We start from the raw sequence: 14,863 nt of genomic DNA, 5'->3' as shown, positions 1-14,863 counted from the left end.
CACCGCGCGGCCAAACTTATTACACTGGGAGTGTACGTTTCTCGCGTGTTTCGTCAACACCTTCAATGTCGTTGTTCAACCGTCGGGGCGGGCAGATCGACCATTCGGGCCAGGGCGGCCCGGTGCCGGTCGGCGGTACCGAAGGCGATCGCGCTGCTCTTGGCCCGCTTGAGGTACAGGTGCGCCGGGTGTTCCCAGGTGAAGCCGAGCCCACCGTGCAACTGGACGCAGACCTCCGCCGCCCGCACCGCCATCGGCCCGCAGTACGCCTGGGCCAACGCGGCGGCCAGGGAGGCCTCCGCATCGTCCGCGCCTAGTCGGTCGGCCGCATACCGGGCCACCGCCCGGGCCTCGGTCAACTCCACCCAGAGGTCGGCCAGCCGGTGCTTGACCGCCTGGAAGGAGCCCACGGGGCGGCCGAACTGGTGACGTTGCCGCACGTAGGCCACCGTCGTGTCCAGACACCACTGGGCCAGGCCCACCTGCTCGGAGGCGAGCAGGGCCGCCCCGGCGGTCAGCGCCGCCGTCACCGCCTCGGCGGCGGCCACCCCGGTGGCGACCGGTCGGGCCGGGGCCCCGGTGAACTCGATGTCGACAAGCGGCCGGGTGGCGTCCAGCGACACCACCGGGGTCAGCCGCACCGCCGGATCGGCGGCCTCGACGACGTACAACCCCTCACCGGCCGGAACCAGCAGCAGGCCCTCCGGCACAGCGTCGACCACCCCGGACACCCGGCCGGACAGGGTGGGTCCGGAACCGACCCGCACCGGGTCGCACCGGGTGGTCGAAGTCGGCGCCGTCGCCGCCGGGGTCCGGTCGGGGGCGGTCGCGAACCCGACCGCCAGGGTCACCTCGCATTCGGCGGTGGCCACCTGACGCAGCAGGGTGTGCTCCCCGCAGGCCAGCAACGCTCGGGTGGCCACGACCGTGCCCAGGAAGGGCACCGGGGCCACCGTCCTACCCAACTCCTCCAGCACCACCGCGACCTCGCGGAAACCCGCACCGGCCCCCTCGTACTCGGTGGGCACGGCCAGGCCGGTGATCCCCGTCTGGTCGACCAGCCGCCGCCACAACTCCAGGTCGTACCGGTCCTCGCCGTCCACGGCGGCCAGGGTTCGCTGCCAGGGGGCGTACGCGGTCAGCAGGGCCCGTACGCTGTCGCGCAGGGCCTCCTCGTCGGCGTCGTAGAGCAGGTCGGTCAACGGTCCCTCCGGGGTTCGGTGGGCAGCCCGAGCACCCGCTCGGCGATGATGGTGCGCAGGATCTCCGAGGTGCCGCCCTCGATGGAGTTGCCCCGGGCGCGCAGGTAGCGGTAGGTCGCGGTGCGGCCCAGCAGGTCGGGCTCGACCGGGCGGTGCATCGTCCAGTCGTCGTGCCGCAGCCCCTCGGCGCCGCGCAGCTCCACCTCCAGCCCGCTGATCTGCTGGCTCAGTTCGGCGAAGGAGAGCTTCACGGCCGAACCCTCCGGGCCGGGTTCACCGGCGGCGATCAGTTGGCGCAGCCGCAGCGCGCCCAGCCGGGCGGCTTCGGCGCGTACCCAGGCGTGCAGGACCTCCGCGTGCAGACCGGCGGTACGCAGGTCCGGTCGCTGTCGCCACAGCCGGGTCAGCACCCCGACCATGCCGCCCTCCCGGGGCAGGGGTCGCCCGCCGATGGCCACCCGTTCGTTCATCAGGGTGGTGCGGGCGATCGGCCAGCCCTGCCCGACCGCGCCGATGCGGTGGGCGTCCGGTATCCGGACCCCGGTCAGGAAGACCTCGTTGAACTCCGCCTCCCCGGTGATCTGCCGCAGGGGGCGTACCTGCACCCCGGGTGCGGTCATGTCGCAGACGAAGTAGGTCAGGCCGTGGTGCTTGGGCGCGGCGGGATCGGTACGGGCCAGCAGGATCGCCCAGCGCGCCTGATGGGCCAGGGAGGTCCACACCTTCTGCCCGTCGACCACCCAGTCCTCCCCCTCGGGCACTGCCCGGGTGCGCAGGCTGGCCAGGTCGGAGCCCGCCTCGGGCTCGCTGAACAGTTGGCACCACACCTCCTCACCGGTCCACAGGGGTCGTAGCCAGCGCCGGCACTGGGCCTCGGTGGCGTGCCGCAGCAGGGTGGGGGCGGCCATGCCGAGCCCGATGCTGTTGCGCCGGGGCCGGTTGTCCGGTGCGCCGGCCGCGGCGAAGGCCTCGTCCACCACGGGTTGCAGGTGCGCCGGGGCGCCCAGACCACCGCGACCGGGCGGGTGGTGCACCCAGGCCAGCCCGGCGTCGAAGCGGGCGCGCAGGAAGCCGGTGCGATCACCGGCCGGGTCGTGCGTCCGCAGGAACGCGGCGACCAGCCCGCGCAGCCCGTCAGCGGTATGGTCGGACACTCACCACCTCCAGCATTTCTGCACTGTCGATGCAATATACGGCCGCCGGTCCTCGGGACGGAAGACCGGCGGCCGAAGGATCCGGGGCGGCCTGCGTCACGGCCGCCCCGGAAAGACCCGTCAGTGCGGGCAGGTGTTGCGGTACTCCTCCACCGCCGAGCCGCTCGGGCCCGGGCAGAGGAACTGGTCGTAGCGGGTGTCGTCGTCGACGAACCGCTTCAGCCAGGACACCATCTGCTTGGCGGTGGGGGTGTTGACCGTGTTCGGGAAGAAGTGGCCCTCGTTGTTGAGTTCCAGGTACGCCTTCTCCGCCGAGGCCGGGATGCTGTTGTAGAACGGCTCGGAGTGCGAGGCGACCGAGGCGACCGAGTCGCTCTCCCCACCGATGATCAGGGTGGGCACCCGCAGGTTCGACCAGTTCTTGGTCAGGTTCCACGGTGCCAGCGGCACGGCGGCCTGCAACGACGGCCGGCTGGCCGCGGCCTCCAGGCTGCCGCCGCCGCCCATCGAGTGACCGGCCACGGCCAGCCGACTGGAGTCGATGCGGCTGCGCACCGAACTGCGCTCGGTCAGGTAGTCCAGGGCGGCCAGCAGTTGCCGACCCCGGCTGCTCGGCTGGTCCAGCCGGGTGATGGTGTCGATGCCGATGACCACGAAGCCGTGCGAGGCGATTCGCGGGCCCAGCCAGTCCAGACTCGACCAGGAGGCGGTGTAGCCGGGCGAGATGGCCACCGCGCCGAAGGTGCCCGCGGTGGTGGTCGTCGGGTAGTAGATGACGCCGCCGCCGAAGCCGCTCACCAGCGAGGAGACGTTCGTCGACGAGGTCGCGAAGGGGCCGCGGGTGGCCTCCAGGATCGCGTGGGTCGGCGCCGGGCCCCGCTCGTACGGGTTGGCGGCCTGGGCGGTGGAGGAGGTGGCGACGACGCCACCGGCGGCCATGACGGCGACCATCGCCAGCCGGGCCAGGAGGGTGAGGGAACGGGGACGGGTGGTGGTGGTGGTGGATCGCACGTCGGATACTCCCTTGGGTTTGGAGTGGTATCGACTGCGATCAGTGTTTGGGGCGTTGCGCCGACCCCGCATCGGTAGAATCACCAGTCACCCGCCCCGCGCGGGCTAACCGCCCCCCACCATCCGGTAGGCCGCACCCGCCTCGGTGAGGGTGCCGTCCTCCCGGTACAGACCGTGCGCCGCGTGCTCCCCGGCGGCCGGCAGGGCGAACCAGGCGTACCGCTCGACGTACGGGGTGGCCTGCAACGCGGCCGCCGCCTTGTCGATGAAGGTGACAAGTTGCTGCGGGGAGGGGTGGCGGGGTGCCCCCTGGCTGAAATCGATCAGGCCGAACTCGGTGATCCAGATCGGCAGCCGGTAGCGTTCGTAGACCGCGTGCACGTACTGCATCAGGTGGTTCGCCGCCTCGTCGCCGAAGTCCGAGCCGTACCAGTGCAGGGCGATGAAGTCCACCCGCAGTCCGCGTTCCCGAGTGCCGGCCAGGAAGCGGTCCAGCCAGCCGCCCGGGGTGTCGGCGCCGAAGGCGACCGCCGGGCTACCCAGCCGCATCCCGGTGTCCTGAAGCCGGGGCCACAGGTCCAGAGCGTGCTCCACGGACATGTTCGCCTGCCCCGGCAGGTCCGGCTCGTTGAAGCCCAGCAGGGTACGCCCAGAACGTTGGACGGTGGCCAGGTCGGCCTCGGTGACGAAGGTGGCACCCCAGATCATCGGCACGAACTCGGCCCCCGCCGGCACGTCATCGTCCGAGGTGGACCAGTCGTAGTACCAGGTGGCACCCACCTGACGGATGCCCTCGCCGCCAGGCGGGAAGGCCCAGGTGGCCACCCCCTTCTTCGCGGCCGGCCCGGTGACCTCCGGCCGTCCGCCCGCCGCCCAGGCCTGGGTGACCGCCCCGGAACACTCGCGGATCCGCAGCGCCGTCCCGGTGGCCGCGCCACCGGAGGCGTCCAGGCACTTGCCGGACCCGGTGTTGATCACCTTCCCCTGGTCCAGCAGCCAACTCTGCGCCGGCGTGCCGTTGCAGTCCCACAGTTGCACCCGGGTGCCGTCGTCATGAAGGCCGCCGGCCACGTCCAGACACTTGCCGAGCGCGCGCAGGGTGCCCTGACGCCCCACCCCCACCCAGTTCTGGGCGGCCGTGCCGTTGCAGTCCCACAGTTGGACCGTGGTGCCGTTCTCCGTCTGGGACCACTGGACGTCGACACATTTGCCGGCCACCCCGACGATCGGCGCGCTGCGGTCGGCCCGCGCCGAGGGTACGGCCGTCAGGCCCACCAGGATCGCCCCGCAGGTAAGGATCGCGCCTACCCACACGAGCCGTCTGCGGCTCACCCAACGTGAGGTCATGAACAGTGCTCCTAGAAATCCGTGGCTGGTCGCGGGTACCACGACGGGCACCCCGCCCCGGTTCACCGATACGCGCCACGTTTTCCAGGGACACCTCAGCGGCCGTACGCCTCCAGCAGCCGCAGCCACACCTCGCTGACGGTCGGGTACGCCGGCACCGCGTGCCACAGCCGGTCCAGCGGGACCTCGCCGACGACGGCGACGGTAGCGGCGTGGATCAGCTCCGCCACGTCCGGCCCGACGAGGGTGACCCCGACGATCACCTTCCGGTCCTCGTCGACGACCATCCGGGCCTGCCCCTGGTAGCCGTCCGCGTGCAGGGTGGCCCCGGCCACCCGGCCCAGGTCGTAGTCCACCACCCGGATGCGCAGCCCGGCCGCCTCGGCCGCCGCCGCCGTCAGGCCCACCGCCGCGACCTCCGGCTCGGTGAACACCACCTGGGGTACCGCGCTCTCGTCGGCCGTGGCAACGTGCCGGCCCCACCGGCCGTCCTCGACCTTCTCCCCCTTGGCCCGGGCCACGATCACATCGCCGACCGCGCGGGCCTGGTACTTGCCCTGGTGGGTCAGCAGGACCCGCCGGTTGACGTCACCGGCGGCGTACAGCCAGCCTCCGCCGTCGAGGACCCGCATGGTGTCGTCGACCGGCAGCCAGTCGCCGGGGGTCAGACCCACCGTGTCGAGGCCGATGTCCTTGGTGTTCGGGGTACGGCCGATCGCGACGAGCACCTCGTCGGCCTCGACCCGCTCGCCCCGGGTGGTGTCGATGTGGACGGTTCCGCTGTCGTCACGGTGGACGGCCACGGCCTCCGCGTCGAGCTGAACGGTGACCCCGGCCTGGCGCAACGACTCCACGACCCGGTCGGCGGCGAACCGTTCCACCGACGGCAACACCCCGCTGCGGGCCAGCACGGTCACCGAGGACCCCAGGGCGGCGTACGCGGTCGCCATCTCCGTGGCCACCACCCCGCCGCCGATGATGGCAAGTCGACGGGGCACCGACCTGGCCGAGGCGGCTTCGCGGCTGGACCAGGGTGCCGCCGCAGCCAGACCCGGGAGGTCCGCCATCCGGGAGCTGCTGCCGGTGGCCACCACCACGGCGTGCCGGGCGGTCAGCCTGGTCGTGGCACCGTCGGCCCCGGTCACCTCGACCACCTTGGCGGAACTGATCCGGCCATGCCCTCGGTGCAGCACGATCCCGGCCGACTCCAACCAGGACACCTGGCCGTCGTCGCGCCAGTGCGCGGCAACGGAGTCCCGCCGGGCCAGCACGGCCGCCGGGTCCAGGTCCCCCGTCACCGCCTCCCGGGCACCGGGCACCTGGCGGGCCGCACGCAGCGCGGAACCGCTGCGCAGCAAGGCCTTGGTCGGCATGCAGGCCCAGTAGGAGCACTCCCCGCCGACCAGCTCCCGTTCGACGATGGCGGCGGTCAGTCCGCCCTGCACGACCCGGTCGGCGACGTTCTCCCCCACCGGCCCCGCACCGATCACGACGACGTCGTACTCCCACTCGGTCATGTCAGCTCCCCTTCGCGGCACGGCCGAGGCGGATCGCCGCGACGAGGAAGAAGATAGCGCCGGGGACGGCGTACGGAGGAACGCCGAACGGCGGCCTGCTGAACCAGTCAGGCCGCCGTTCGGTGAAGCGTGGATCAGAGTGCGCGGATGTCCGCCGCCTGCGGGCCCTTCGGGCCCTGGGTGATCTCGAACTCGACGCGCTGGTTCTCATCGAGGCTCCGGAAGCCGCTGGCCGAGATCGCCGAGAAATGGGCGAAAACGTCGGCGCCGCCGCCATCCTGGCTGATGAAACCGAAACCCTTGTCACCGTTGAACCACTTCACGGTACCAGTAGCCATGTCTGCTCCTTCGCAGGCTGGTGGAGACCACACTGTGCGGCCTCACGTGCCGCTGCGTTGATAACCCGCGTCGGGAACGACACGAAAACGAAAAAAGCACCTGAACGGGTTTTGGTTAACCCATCAGGCGCCGAAACGTCAAACGGAAATCAAAACTGCAACGAGGCAACCGTAGCACAGAATTTGACGAGGTGCGGGCCACTCGCCGCTGGAGCCCGCGGGGTGAGGGCGGCTGACAGCACAGCGACAGCGGGTGGTGGGCGTAGAGTGGAGGGGTAGACGACCACCGGCACCTCGGACGAACTGCCGGGTAACGCCACGTTGCGGGCGACGACCAGCGATGTCGTGAGGCAACCCATCGGAGGTCTGGCTGACCTCCAGTTGCGGGTCCCGCCATTTTCGGGCGGCCCTCCGGCACAGGAGCAGGAAATGACGTTCGCATTGGCCCCATCGGCGGTCTCTTCCCCGGAGCCGCGCAGGCCCGTCAAAAACCTCCGCGAAAAGGGGGCGGAAAGTTTTCACTCCGCACTTACCAAAGTGTTGACCGCCGCCCTGGAGGATGCCCTGGAAGCGGGCGATCACCCGAAGGCAATCAGCCTGATCAACCGGGGCTTCGCGGAGGGCAGCGCCCAACTGGGCTGCGATCTGCTCTGCCGGGCGATCGCGGTCGTCGGAACGGCCCGGACCTGGACCGTGCAGCTCGCACCCCTGCGGTCACCGTAGTTTCCGAACAGCAGGACCCCCCGCCCGCCGGCCAGGGATCCTCGGTCGGCATTCCTTCGATCTGACCGACCAGTGCGACGGCGGGAAGAGCTTGACGCGGGAACACTGATCGAGCATCGTCGATTAAAATCGACCCTATGGATACTCGACACGGGGAGAACCGATGAAGACCCTCGTCACTCTCGCTTCTGCTGCCGCCCTGCTCCTGCTGACCACCGGCAGCGCCAACCACCGCCCGCCGACCGCCGAGACGCCCTGCCGCGGGCAGATCCACACGAATCCGGGCTTCGAGCGCGGCACCACCGGCTGGACAGCCGGCCCCCGCATGGTCGTGCTCGGCGACGCGGCGCGGCCCGCCCACACCGGACGGGCGTACGCCACCCTCGCCGGGTTGGACGTCAGCCGGTACGAGCTGCTCCGAACCGAGGTGACCGTGCCGGCCAACTGCAGCCTGACGGTCCAGTTCTGGGTCCGGACCCTGACCACGGAGACCAGCCGCGGCGACTACGTGAACGTCGGGCTGGCGGTCACCGGGGAGCCCCCGAAGACCCGGTTCTCGCTGGCCTACGACGGCGGGCCGCAGTGGCGGCAGTACAGCATGGGCAGCGGGGCGGCGGCGACCGAGCGCACCGCGTGGGTCACCTTCGGCGCCGTCGAGACGGCCGGCAACGGTGTCACCGCCTTCGACATCGACGACGTGACCTTCGTCGTGAGCTGACCGCCGCCGACAGCACGGACCGAAACCGGCCGGGGAATGGGGGCACGAACTGCGAAGCATCGCTTCAGAGGCGGGTTCCGGAAGTCGCACCGGAGTCCCGCCGCCGGCCCGGCCACGATACCGGTCACGATCATCCCGATTCGATACTGATGGACGTCGCGCAGGCCCATGAGGGACAGTCACACCCATGGAGAACTCTGTCGCCGTACGGCATCGCTCGATGGACGAGATCATGGCAGGGCTGCACCTGGTGCGGCAGTCCCCCCGCGACGGCGGCACCCTGGCCCTGGCGGTACGCCGTCCAGCCGTCGATGGCCGGGAGGTGCTGTCGGAGGCCGAACTGGACCTCGACGCCGGGCTGCTCGGCGACAGTTGGAGTCAACGACCCAGCAAGCGTACGCCCGACCGGTCACCGCACCCCGACATGCAGTTGAACGTCATCAACTCCCGTTTCGTGGAGCTGATCGCCGGTGCCGATCCGCAGGCCTGGGCGCTGGCCGGGGATCAGCTCTATGTCGATCTGGACCTGAGCGTGGAGGCCCTGCCGGCCGGTACCCGCCTGGCGATCGGCGACCGGGCGGTCATCGAGGTGACCGACCAGCCGCACAACGGCTGCGCCAAGTTCGCGGCCCGTTTCGGACGGGACGCCCACAAGGTCGTTTGGACGGAGGAGGGTCAGCGACTGCGGTTGCGCGGCCTCAACGCCCGGGTGGTCGTCGGTGCGACCATCCGGGTGGGCGACGCCATCCGGCAGCTACCGCCCGGCCAGCCGCTGCCATGACCTCGGGAAACGGCTGCGGAAGGTGACCCGCCATCTTGTCGTGCCCGGTCGAGGTGTGCCGTTACCCGACCACTGGTCGCGCAGGTGGGTCAGGGACCGTCCGGGGTTCCAGTGGGCGCCGGAGCCGCCCGGGCCGCCGTACGTCGCCACCGAACGGGTCGCCGCGCTGCACGCTGCCATCAGCGCTGATCGTGAGCCGGTGATCCTGGTGGCACACAGCGCGGGATGTCTGACCGTGGCCATCTGGGCCCGTCAGCACATCGGTCCCGTTCGGGCGGCCCTGCTGGTCACGCCGCCGTACCTGGATCCGGACTGGCGACCCGGCCCGGGCGAGAGCGTCGATGTCGTCATCGACCATGTGCCACGCGAGCCCCTGCCCTTCCCCTCGGTCCTGGTAGCCAGCCGCACCGACCCGAACGCCACCTTCGCGCAGTTCGAGGCGTACGCGCGGGACTGGGGCTCGGAGCTGTTCGACGCCGGCGCGGTCGGGCACCTGGACTCCAAGACCGGGTTCGGTCCCTGGCCCGACGGCGAGGATCTGCTCCGGTCCCTGACCTCACCCTCCTCGCGGTGACAGGCTGGCCCGGGCTGGTCAGGGTTACGCTGCCGGGATGCGGATCGCGGTGGTGCACGAGACCGGTCCGGCCACCGGCCGGGAGGGTCGCTGCACGGCCCGCTTTTCGGGCACTCCCACATCCCCTGGGACAGCGAGGCCCCGGGCGGTCTGCGGCTGCTCAATCCCGGCTCGCCGACCGATCGGCGGCGTCAGCCGTACGCGACGTATCTGACCGCCGAGTTGGCCGACGGCCGGCTGGAGGCCGTCACCCTGCACGAGGTGATGCCGTCCAGCCGGCCGCAACGCCGGGTGACGCCCTAGGGCGCGGTCACCGCCGCCGCGTTGCCCGGCATCCGGGTCACGCCGGGCAGCTGCGGCGCGGGCTGCACCGAGCGGCTGTTCATCTCGCCGGCCGGGCAGATCGCGGTGAGCAGGAAGGTCTGCCAGGCGATGTCGAACGGGTGCGGATCGGGCAGGCCTACCTGGTAGTGGCTGATGTTGATGCCGGAGGACACCTGGCGGGTGCCGTCGCGGCTGTGCAGTGAGTAGGTCAGGTGACCGAACACCGCACCGTCATGCCCCCAGAACTCCCCGCACGGGGTGGGCAGCGAGTAGATGCCGAGGCCGTAGGTGCCGGCCTCCGGCAGCTCCGGCAGCATCGGCACCCCGTCGAGCATCTGCTTGAGGGTGGCGGGGCTGAGTAGGTCTCCGTCGAGCAGCGCGCGGAAGAAGGTGTTCAGGTCCGCCATGGTGGAGATCATCTCGCCGGCCGTCCATCCCCAGCTCATGTTGAACTCGCTGAGGTCACGGACCCCGAAGGGGGCGAAGTAGGCGCCGCTGTGCGGGCCGCGGATCGTCGGATCGGTGCCCGGGAAGCTCGTTCCGGTGAGCTTCAGCGGCCGCAGGATGCGCCGCTGCACCTCGGCCGGGGCGTCGTTGCCGGTGACCGCCTCGATCAGCAGTCCGGCCAGGACGTAGTTGGTGTTGGAGTAGCTGAACCTCGCGCCGGGCTCGCCGGTCGGGGGCATGGCCAGGCCGATGGCGACCAGGTCCGCCGGGGGGTACGTGGTGACCTGCATCCGGTTGAGCGAGGCGTACGAGTCGATCATCGCGTTGGTGTAGTTGCCGATGCCGCTGGTGTGGTTCAGCAGCATCCGGACGGTGACCTGGTCGCCGCGCTCCCCCGGCACGGTGTCGGGGAGCCACTTGCCGATCGGGTCGTCCAGACCCAACCGTCCCTCGTCGACGAGTTGCAGCACGGTGGTGGCGACGAAGGTCTTGGTGATGCTGCCGATGCGGTGGCGCATCTGTGGCTGCATCGGTCGAGGTCTGGTCAGATAGGCCTGACCGGCGGCGCCGCGCCAGTCATGTCGGCCCTCGCGCACCTCGGCCAGAACGCCGGGCACCCCGGCCTCGGGTACTGCGGTGAGCGCGGCGCGTAACTCGGCACGGTCCGGTCTGTCGGGCTGCGCTGCGGCGGATGCGGGTAGAACAGCGATCGTGGCCGCCAGCATCACGCCGGCGGCCACGATCTTGCGTGTCCGAAGAGTACTGAACATAGCTACATAGTCGTCGTGTCCCCGACGAATCGCACCCTTCGCCGGGAAATCACCGACCGACTCGTACCGCCAACCGGTCCAGGTACTTCACCTGTAGCAACACGAACACGGCCAGGAAGATCAGCATCATCGGTAGCGGCAGAACCGCGCCGAGGGCCAGCCCGTCGCCGTCGCCGCGCATCCCCCAACTGGCGAACATCAGGAGGACCTCCAGCGGCGCCGGTCGAGACGTCGGGTTCGACGCCACGAGCATCGGCCAGAGCACCTGCGCGGCGGCTACCAGCCAGGTGACCAGCCCGACCAGCACGACCATCGGCGCCGCCGGGGCGAGCATGGTGGACCAGAACCCACCGCCCGCCCGCCACCGGGGTTCCAGTCCGCGGAACAGCACGGTGAACAGGAACAACGCCGGAATGCTGACCCAACCCGGCGGCACCAGCCCGAGGAAGGTGTTGAGCTGCTCGAGGTCGCGGGCCCGCAGGAAGGACTCGATGGCCAGCGGCCCGGTGCCGACGAACAGCCACGGCGCGAAGGGCAGCAGGAGCAACTCGCTGAACCGACCGAGGGGACGCAGGCCCCCGATGGCGAAGCCGGCCGCCGCCGCGACCGCGACCGTGACCACCGCCGACAGCAGGGTCGGCAGCCAGGTCGCCGTCAACATGCCGCCCAGGTTGGGGGAGGACATCGGCATGGTCTCGTTGGTGAACCGCAGGCTGCGGCGCAGCCACGGCCAGGCCACCCACAGCATGACGACGAACACGAGCGCCCCCGCGACCGCCAGCCCGATCCGGGCCTGCCGGTTACCGGGCGACTCGGTGATCGGACCGGACTTGCTGACCGCGCCGTGCGGCTGCTCGCGGTGGGTGACGGCCTCGTCGACCACCTCGATGCGAGCCCTGGTGAACAGCAGCAGGGCCGTCGCCGCCAGGCCCAGCAGGGCCAGCGGGATCAGCAGCAGCACCGCTGCGGCCGAGCCGCCACCGAGGTTCATCTGCTGCAGGGATTCGGTGACCGCGTACGTCAGGGGGGTGCGGATTCTGCCCGTCAGCAGCGGCGCGGTGTAGGTCTGGAGGGCGGCCGCGATGATGCCGAGCACCAGCAGACCGGCGACGGTCAGCGCCGCCGGCAGGGCGTCGCGACGCTGCCCCCGGCCGCGCAGGGTGCTGAGGAAGGCCGTGGTGGCGACCGCCACGACCAGCCCGGCGCCGGTGACTGCGGTGAGCTCCGCGAGGGTCGCCACGGGACGGTCCAGCATGGTGCCGGGTTCCATCCGGTCGAGGCGCCAACCGATGAGCAGCGCCACGGGCGCGTACCCGGCGACCGGGAGCACGACCAGGGCCCGCAGCGCCAGCCGGGCCCGGCGCCCGGCGCGATCGGCGAGCAGCGCCAGCGCCGGTGCGACCAGCAGCGCCAAGGCCAGTGGCACCAGCGCCAGGAGCAGGGCCGAGCCCATGTCACCGAGGAATCCCTGGGCGAAGAGGCCCTCGTAGTTGGCAGAGCCCACAGGCTCCACCGGGCCGATCAGTCGATCACGCTTCGTCGAGCGCGACACCGCCTGCACGGTGGGGAGCAGATACGACCAGGCGAGGGCGATCAACGCGGGCAACAGCAGGACGATTCCGACACCGATCCGGGTACCCCGGTCCGGTCCGGTACGGGCCGCCGTCATCGTGGGTGCTGCCATGCTCATGGTGCTCCTCGCCTCTTCGGACCGTTGGCCGGTCCCGACGATAGGTCCAGTGATCACGCCGCGCCACTCGTCCCGACGGCATATCTCGTCGATGTGGTCGCCGTTGAGTACCGGCACGTCGGCATCGCTGAGTACGGATACTCAGGGGCGGGCAGATCGCGTCCTCAGGTCCCGCCCGGCGCGTCATCCAGACGGCGGAACGGCCCGTCGGGCGTCGCTCGGGGAGTGGGGAGAACAAGCTCCGGCGGGGGTCGTCGCGTCGCGGGGAGTGACGGCCGCCGCTGATCGGGCCACTGGCCGAAAGCCCCGGCCCGGACTCCGTAGCCTGGGCGGGTGACATCGGTGCGGGAGCGGATCAGGGCGGTTCTCGCCGGGGCGATCGACTACGAAGCGGGGCTGGACGCCCTGGCCGTGGCCCGGTCGACCGAGGTCGATCCGGAACTGGTGGCCGCGAAGGACGAGGCGTGCGCGCGGCTGTGGCGGGGCGGTTGGCAGCCGACCGAGTTGCACCGGGTCGTCGCCCGACGGGGTCAGCCGCGCCAGGCCGACCTGGTGACCGACGCGGTCGCCGGGTACCTGCGACAGTTTCCCGCTAACACGGTCGACCAGCGGTGGCGGGCACAGGCGGAGAGCCTCAGCGCGCAGGTCTGGTGGTCCAGCGACGCCAGATACCTCGACGAACTCGCGGCCCGCTGGCGGCTGGACCGGGTGGCCGTACTCGATCTGGTGTTGGGTCTGCTCGTCATCCTGTCCACCCTCCCGCCGATCGAGGTGCTCCTCCCCCCGCCCGGGACCCCCGCCCCCGGGGACCGCCCGGGTCCGGCGGGGTCGTCCCGGGTCGACGCCCGGCTGCTGGACCGGGTACGCGCCCTGCTGGCGAAGGCGGAGTCCACGACCTTCCCGGCCGAGGCCGAGACGTACACCGCCAAGGCCCAGGAACTGGCCACCCGGCACAGTCTGGACGAGGCGCTGCTGGCCGCCCGAAGCGCCGACCCGGCGCCGGTGGTGCCGTACGCGCGGCGCATCGGGGTGGACCACCCGCACGAGAAGGAGAAGGCCTCCCTGCTGGACGCGGTCGCCCGGGCCAACCGCTGCCACACGGTCTCCTCACCGGAGTTGGCCTTCAGCACCGTCTTCGGCTTCGACACCGACATCGAGGCGGTCGACCTGCTCTACACCTCCCTGCTCGTGCAGGCCCACCGGGCGATGGCCCGGGCCGAACCGCCCGGCGGCAAGGCGGGGCGGCGCCGCCTGAAGGCGTTCCGACAGTCCTTCCTGGTGGCCTTCACCGTCCGCATCGACGAACGGCTGGCCGAGGCTGCTCAGCTGGCCCTGGCGCAGGTCACCGGTCCGGGCGAGGGCACGGGCAGGGCCGACCCGGCCGATCTGCTGCCGGTGCTGGCCGCCCGGGACGAACAGATCCGCGACACCATGCGGCGGGTCTTCCCGCACACCGTGCGGGCCCGAGGCAGCCGGGTCGACAGCCGCGAAGGCTGGGAGTCCGGCCGGCAGGCCGCCGACCGGGCCACCCTGCCCACGGACACCGGCCGGCACTCCTAGTGCCCCGCGCCTACTCCCGCCAGCCGGTCAGCTCCACCCCCTTGGCCAGTTCCACCCGGAAGCCCAGCGAGATCTCGCCGCTGTCACCCGGGGCCAGAGACAACCGCCAGGTCAACTCCCCCAACTCCGTACGCTCGACCGGCGGCGGCACCAGGGTGGTCTCCCGCACCACCACGGCCTCGTCACGGGAGACCGGGAGCTGATCACGCACCTCGACGGTGGCCGGGCGGGGGGTGTGGTTGGCGACCGTGATCAGGTATTCCACCTCTCGTCGCCGGGTCGACCCCAGGGTGGCCTTGGTCTCGGTACGCCGGTGCAGCTTCCGCTGCACCCGGAGCCGGTCGTCCACCCCGAGGGCCAACTCGGTCTCCTCACCGACCCGTGACGGTACGGTCCGGTTCAGCGTCGGCGCAGCACGGCGTAGACCACCCGGTTGCTGGTGAACTCAGAGAGGGTCACCAGTTCCCAGCCGTACGCCTCCAGCACCTCCGCCGCCGCGACGGCCTGGGTCACCTGGTCACCGCCGATGCCGTGGTGGGCCACCACGCACAGCAGCCGATAGGGGTAGCCGCGAAGATCCGCCCGGTTGCCGAGGATGGTGCCGGCGGACACGGTGCGGGTGCGGGCGATGTCCTCGGGGGTTTCTCGGGGGGCCACATCGGCACCCTAGCGGTGGCCGACAGGCCTGTCCCGCTGGTGGGAAACCG

At 71.2% G+C, this 14,863-nt stretch carries 15 protein-coding genes and 1 pseudogene; 6 read left to right on the top strand and 10 right to left on the bottom strand.

Annotation, left to right across the window (positions count from 1 at the left end):
- Positions 1-62: 62 nt before the first annotated feature.
- The 6 genes from ACGFIK_RS15040 to ACGFIK_RS15015 all read right to left on the bottom strand — a co-directional run bounded on the left by ACGFIK_RS15040 (position 63) and on the right by ACGFIK_RS15015 (position 6,569).
- Entirely contained in the window at positions 63-1,202 is a 1,140-nt protein-coding gene (locus tag ACGFIK_RS15040; RefSeq protein WP_327026443.1) for an acyl-CoA dehydrogenase family protein, read from the bottom strand.
- Positions 1,199-2,356 (bottom strand): acyl-CoA dehydrogenase family protein, encoded by a 1,158-nt coding sequence (locus ACGFIK_RS15035; protein ID WP_393339732.1) that lies wholly within the window; start codon positions 2,354-2,356, stop codon positions 1,199-1,201. Before ACGFIK_RS15035 ends, ACGFIK_RS15040 begins: the two co-directional genes overlap by 4 nt.
- Before the next feature lie 120 nt (positions 2,357-2,476).
- Positions 2,477-3,307, bottom strand: a complete 831-nt coding sequence (locus tag ACGFIK_RS15030) for an alpha/beta hydrolase family protein (RefSeq protein ID WP_393339836.1) — start codon at positions 3,305-3,307, stop codon at positions 2,477-2,479.
- Positions 3,308-3,472: 165 nt separating this feature from the next.
- A complete protein-coding gene (locus ACGFIK_RS15025; protein WP_393339729.1) occupies positions 3,473-4,714 on the bottom strand; it encodes a glycoside hydrolase family protein in 1,242 nt (413 codons plus the stop codon).
- 95 nt (positions 4,715-4,809) lie between these two features.
- A complete protein-coding gene (locus ACGFIK_RS15020; protein ID WP_327026446.1) occupies positions 4,810-6,231 on the bottom strand; it encodes an NAD(P)/FAD-dependent oxidoreductase in 1,422 nt (473 codons plus the stop codon).
- Positions 6,232-6,365: 134 nt separating this feature from the next.
- Complete coding sequence (locus ACGFIK_RS15015) at positions 6,366-6,569, bottom strand: cold-shock protein (RefSeq protein WP_327026447.1); 204 nt, start codon at positions 6,567-6,569, stop codon at positions 6,366-6,368.
- Positions 6,570-6,998: 429 nt separating this feature from the next.
- Between ACGFIK_RS15015 and ACGFIK_RS15010 the strand changes: the two genes are divergently transcribed.
- The 5 genes and pseudogenes from ACGFIK_RS15010 to ACGFIK_RS14990 all read left to right on the top strand — a co-directional run.
- Positions 6,999-7,292, top strand: coding sequence for a hypothetical protein (locus ACGFIK_RS15010; protein ID WP_327026448.1), 294 nt, complete (start codon positions 6,999-7,001; stop codon positions 7,290-7,292).
- A 163-nt stretch (positions 7,293-7,455) separates the two neighbouring features.
- A complete protein-coding gene (locus ACGFIK_RS15005) occupies positions 7,456-8,010 on the top strand; it encodes a hypothetical protein (protein ID WP_327026449.1) in 555 nt (184 codons plus the stop codon).
- A gap of 187 nt (positions 8,011-8,197) precedes the next feature.
- Positions 8,198-8,791, top strand: a complete 594-nt coding sequence (locus tag ACGFIK_RS15000; protein WP_327026450.1) for an MOSC domain-containing protein — start codon at positions 8,198-8,200, stop codon at positions 8,789-8,791.
- Between the two features lie 55 nt (positions 8,792-8,846).
- Positions 8,847-9,365: an RBBP9/YdeN family alpha/beta hydrolase gene (locus tag ACGFIK_RS14995; protein WP_393339723.1), complete on the top strand. Its 519-nt coding sequence runs from the start codon at positions 8,847-8,849 to the stop codon at positions 9,363-9,365.
- Between the two features lies 1 nt (position 9,366).
- Positions 9,367-9,668, top strand: a pseudogene (locus ACGFIK_RS14990) (metallophosphoesterase family protein); the annotation flags it as partial.
- Here the strand turns inward: ACGFIK_RS14990 and ACGFIK_RS14985 are convergent.
- A complete protein-coding gene (locus ACGFIK_RS14985; RefSeq protein ID WP_327027150.1) occupies positions 9,665-10,876 on the bottom strand; it encodes a serine hydrolase domain-containing protein in 1,212 nt (403 codons plus the stop codon). The pseudogene ACGFIK_RS14990 and the gene ACGFIK_RS14985 sit on opposite strands and share 4 nt — an antisense overlap.
- A gap of 79 nt (positions 10,877-10,955) precedes the next feature.
- The gene (locus ACGFIK_RS14980) at positions 10,956-12,590 is read right to left on the bottom strand and encodes a sugar ABC transporter permease (protein ID WP_327026452.1); all 1,635 of its coding nucleotides are present in this window, start codon (positions 12,588-12,590) and stop codon (positions 10,956-10,958) included.
- 339 nt (positions 12,591-12,929) lie between these two features.
- Here ACGFIK_RS14980 and ACGFIK_RS14975 point away from each other — a divergent pair, with 339 nt between their 5' ends.
- On the top strand, positions 12,930-14,156 hold the full coding sequence (locus ACGFIK_RS14975; RefSeq protein ID WP_327026453.1) for a DUF2786 domain-containing protein: 1,227 nt from the start codon (positions 12,930-12,932) through the stop codon (positions 14,154-14,156).
- 10 nt (positions 14,157-14,166) lie between these two features.
- Here ACGFIK_RS14975 and ACGFIK_RS14970 read toward each other — a convergent pair whose 3' ends face one another.
- Both ACGFIK_RS14970 and ACGFIK_RS14965 read right to left on the bottom strand, forming a co-directional pair.
- Positions 14,167-14,559: a DUF4139 domain-containing protein gene (locus ACGFIK_RS14970; protein WP_327027151.1), complete on the bottom strand. Its 393-nt coding sequence runs from the start codon at positions 14,557-14,559 to the stop codon at positions 14,167-14,169.
- Positions 14,556-14,813 (bottom strand): transcriptional regulator, encoded by a 258-nt coding sequence (locus tag ACGFIK_RS14965; RefSeq protein WP_327026454.1) that lies wholly within the window; start codon positions 14,811-14,813, stop codon positions 14,556-14,558. The genes ACGFIK_RS14970 and ACGFIK_RS14965 overlap by 4 nt, the downstream gene beginning before the upstream one ends.
- Between the last annotated feature and the right edge of the window lie 50 nt (positions 14,814-14,863).

Source organism: Micromonospora sp. NPDC048871 (genome assembly GCF_043198155.1).
In the GTDB taxonomy this organism is placed as follows: domain Bacteria; phylum Actinomycetota; class Actinomycetes; order Mycobacteriales; family Micromonosporaceae; genus Micromonospora.
This window is presented reverse-complemented; position numbering and strand designations above follow the sequence as displayed.

Excerpts from the sequence above, each read along its gene's own strand:
- ACGFIK_RS15030 (WP_393339836.1), bottom strand. The coding sequence starts at position 3,307 with ATGGTCGCCGTCATGGCCGCCGGTGGCGTCGTCGCCACCTCCTCCACC.
- ACGFIK_RS15025 (WP_393339729.1), bottom strand. The coding sequence starts at position 4,714 with ATGACCTCACGTTGGGTGAGCCGCAGACGGCTCGTGTGGGTAGGCGCG.
- ACGFIK_RS15010 (WP_327026448.1), top strand. The coding sequence starts at position 6,999 with ATGACGTTCGCATTGGCCCCATCGGCGGTCTCTTCCCCGGAGCCGCGC.
- ACGFIK_RS15015 (WP_327026447.1), bottom strand. The coding sequence starts at position 6,569 with ATGGCTACTGGTACCGTGAAGTGGTTCAACGGTGACAAGGGTTTCGGT.
- ACGFIK_RS14980 (WP_327026452.1), bottom strand. The coding sequence starts at position 12,590 with ATGGCAGCACCCACGATGACGGCGGCCCGTACCGGACCGGACCGGGGT.
- ACGFIK_RS15000 (WP_327026450.1), top strand. The coding sequence starts at position 8,198 with ATGGAGAACTCTGTCGCCGTACGGCATCGCTCGATGGACGAGATCATG.
- ACGFIK_RS15005 (WP_327026449.1), top strand. The coding sequence starts at position 7,456 with ATGAAGACCCTCGTCACTCTCGCTTCTGCTGCCGCCCTGCTCCTGCTG.
- ACGFIK_RS15020 (WP_327026446.1), bottom strand. The coding sequence starts at position 6,231 with ATGACCGAGTGGGAGTACGACGTCGTCGTGATCGGTGCGGGGCCGGTG.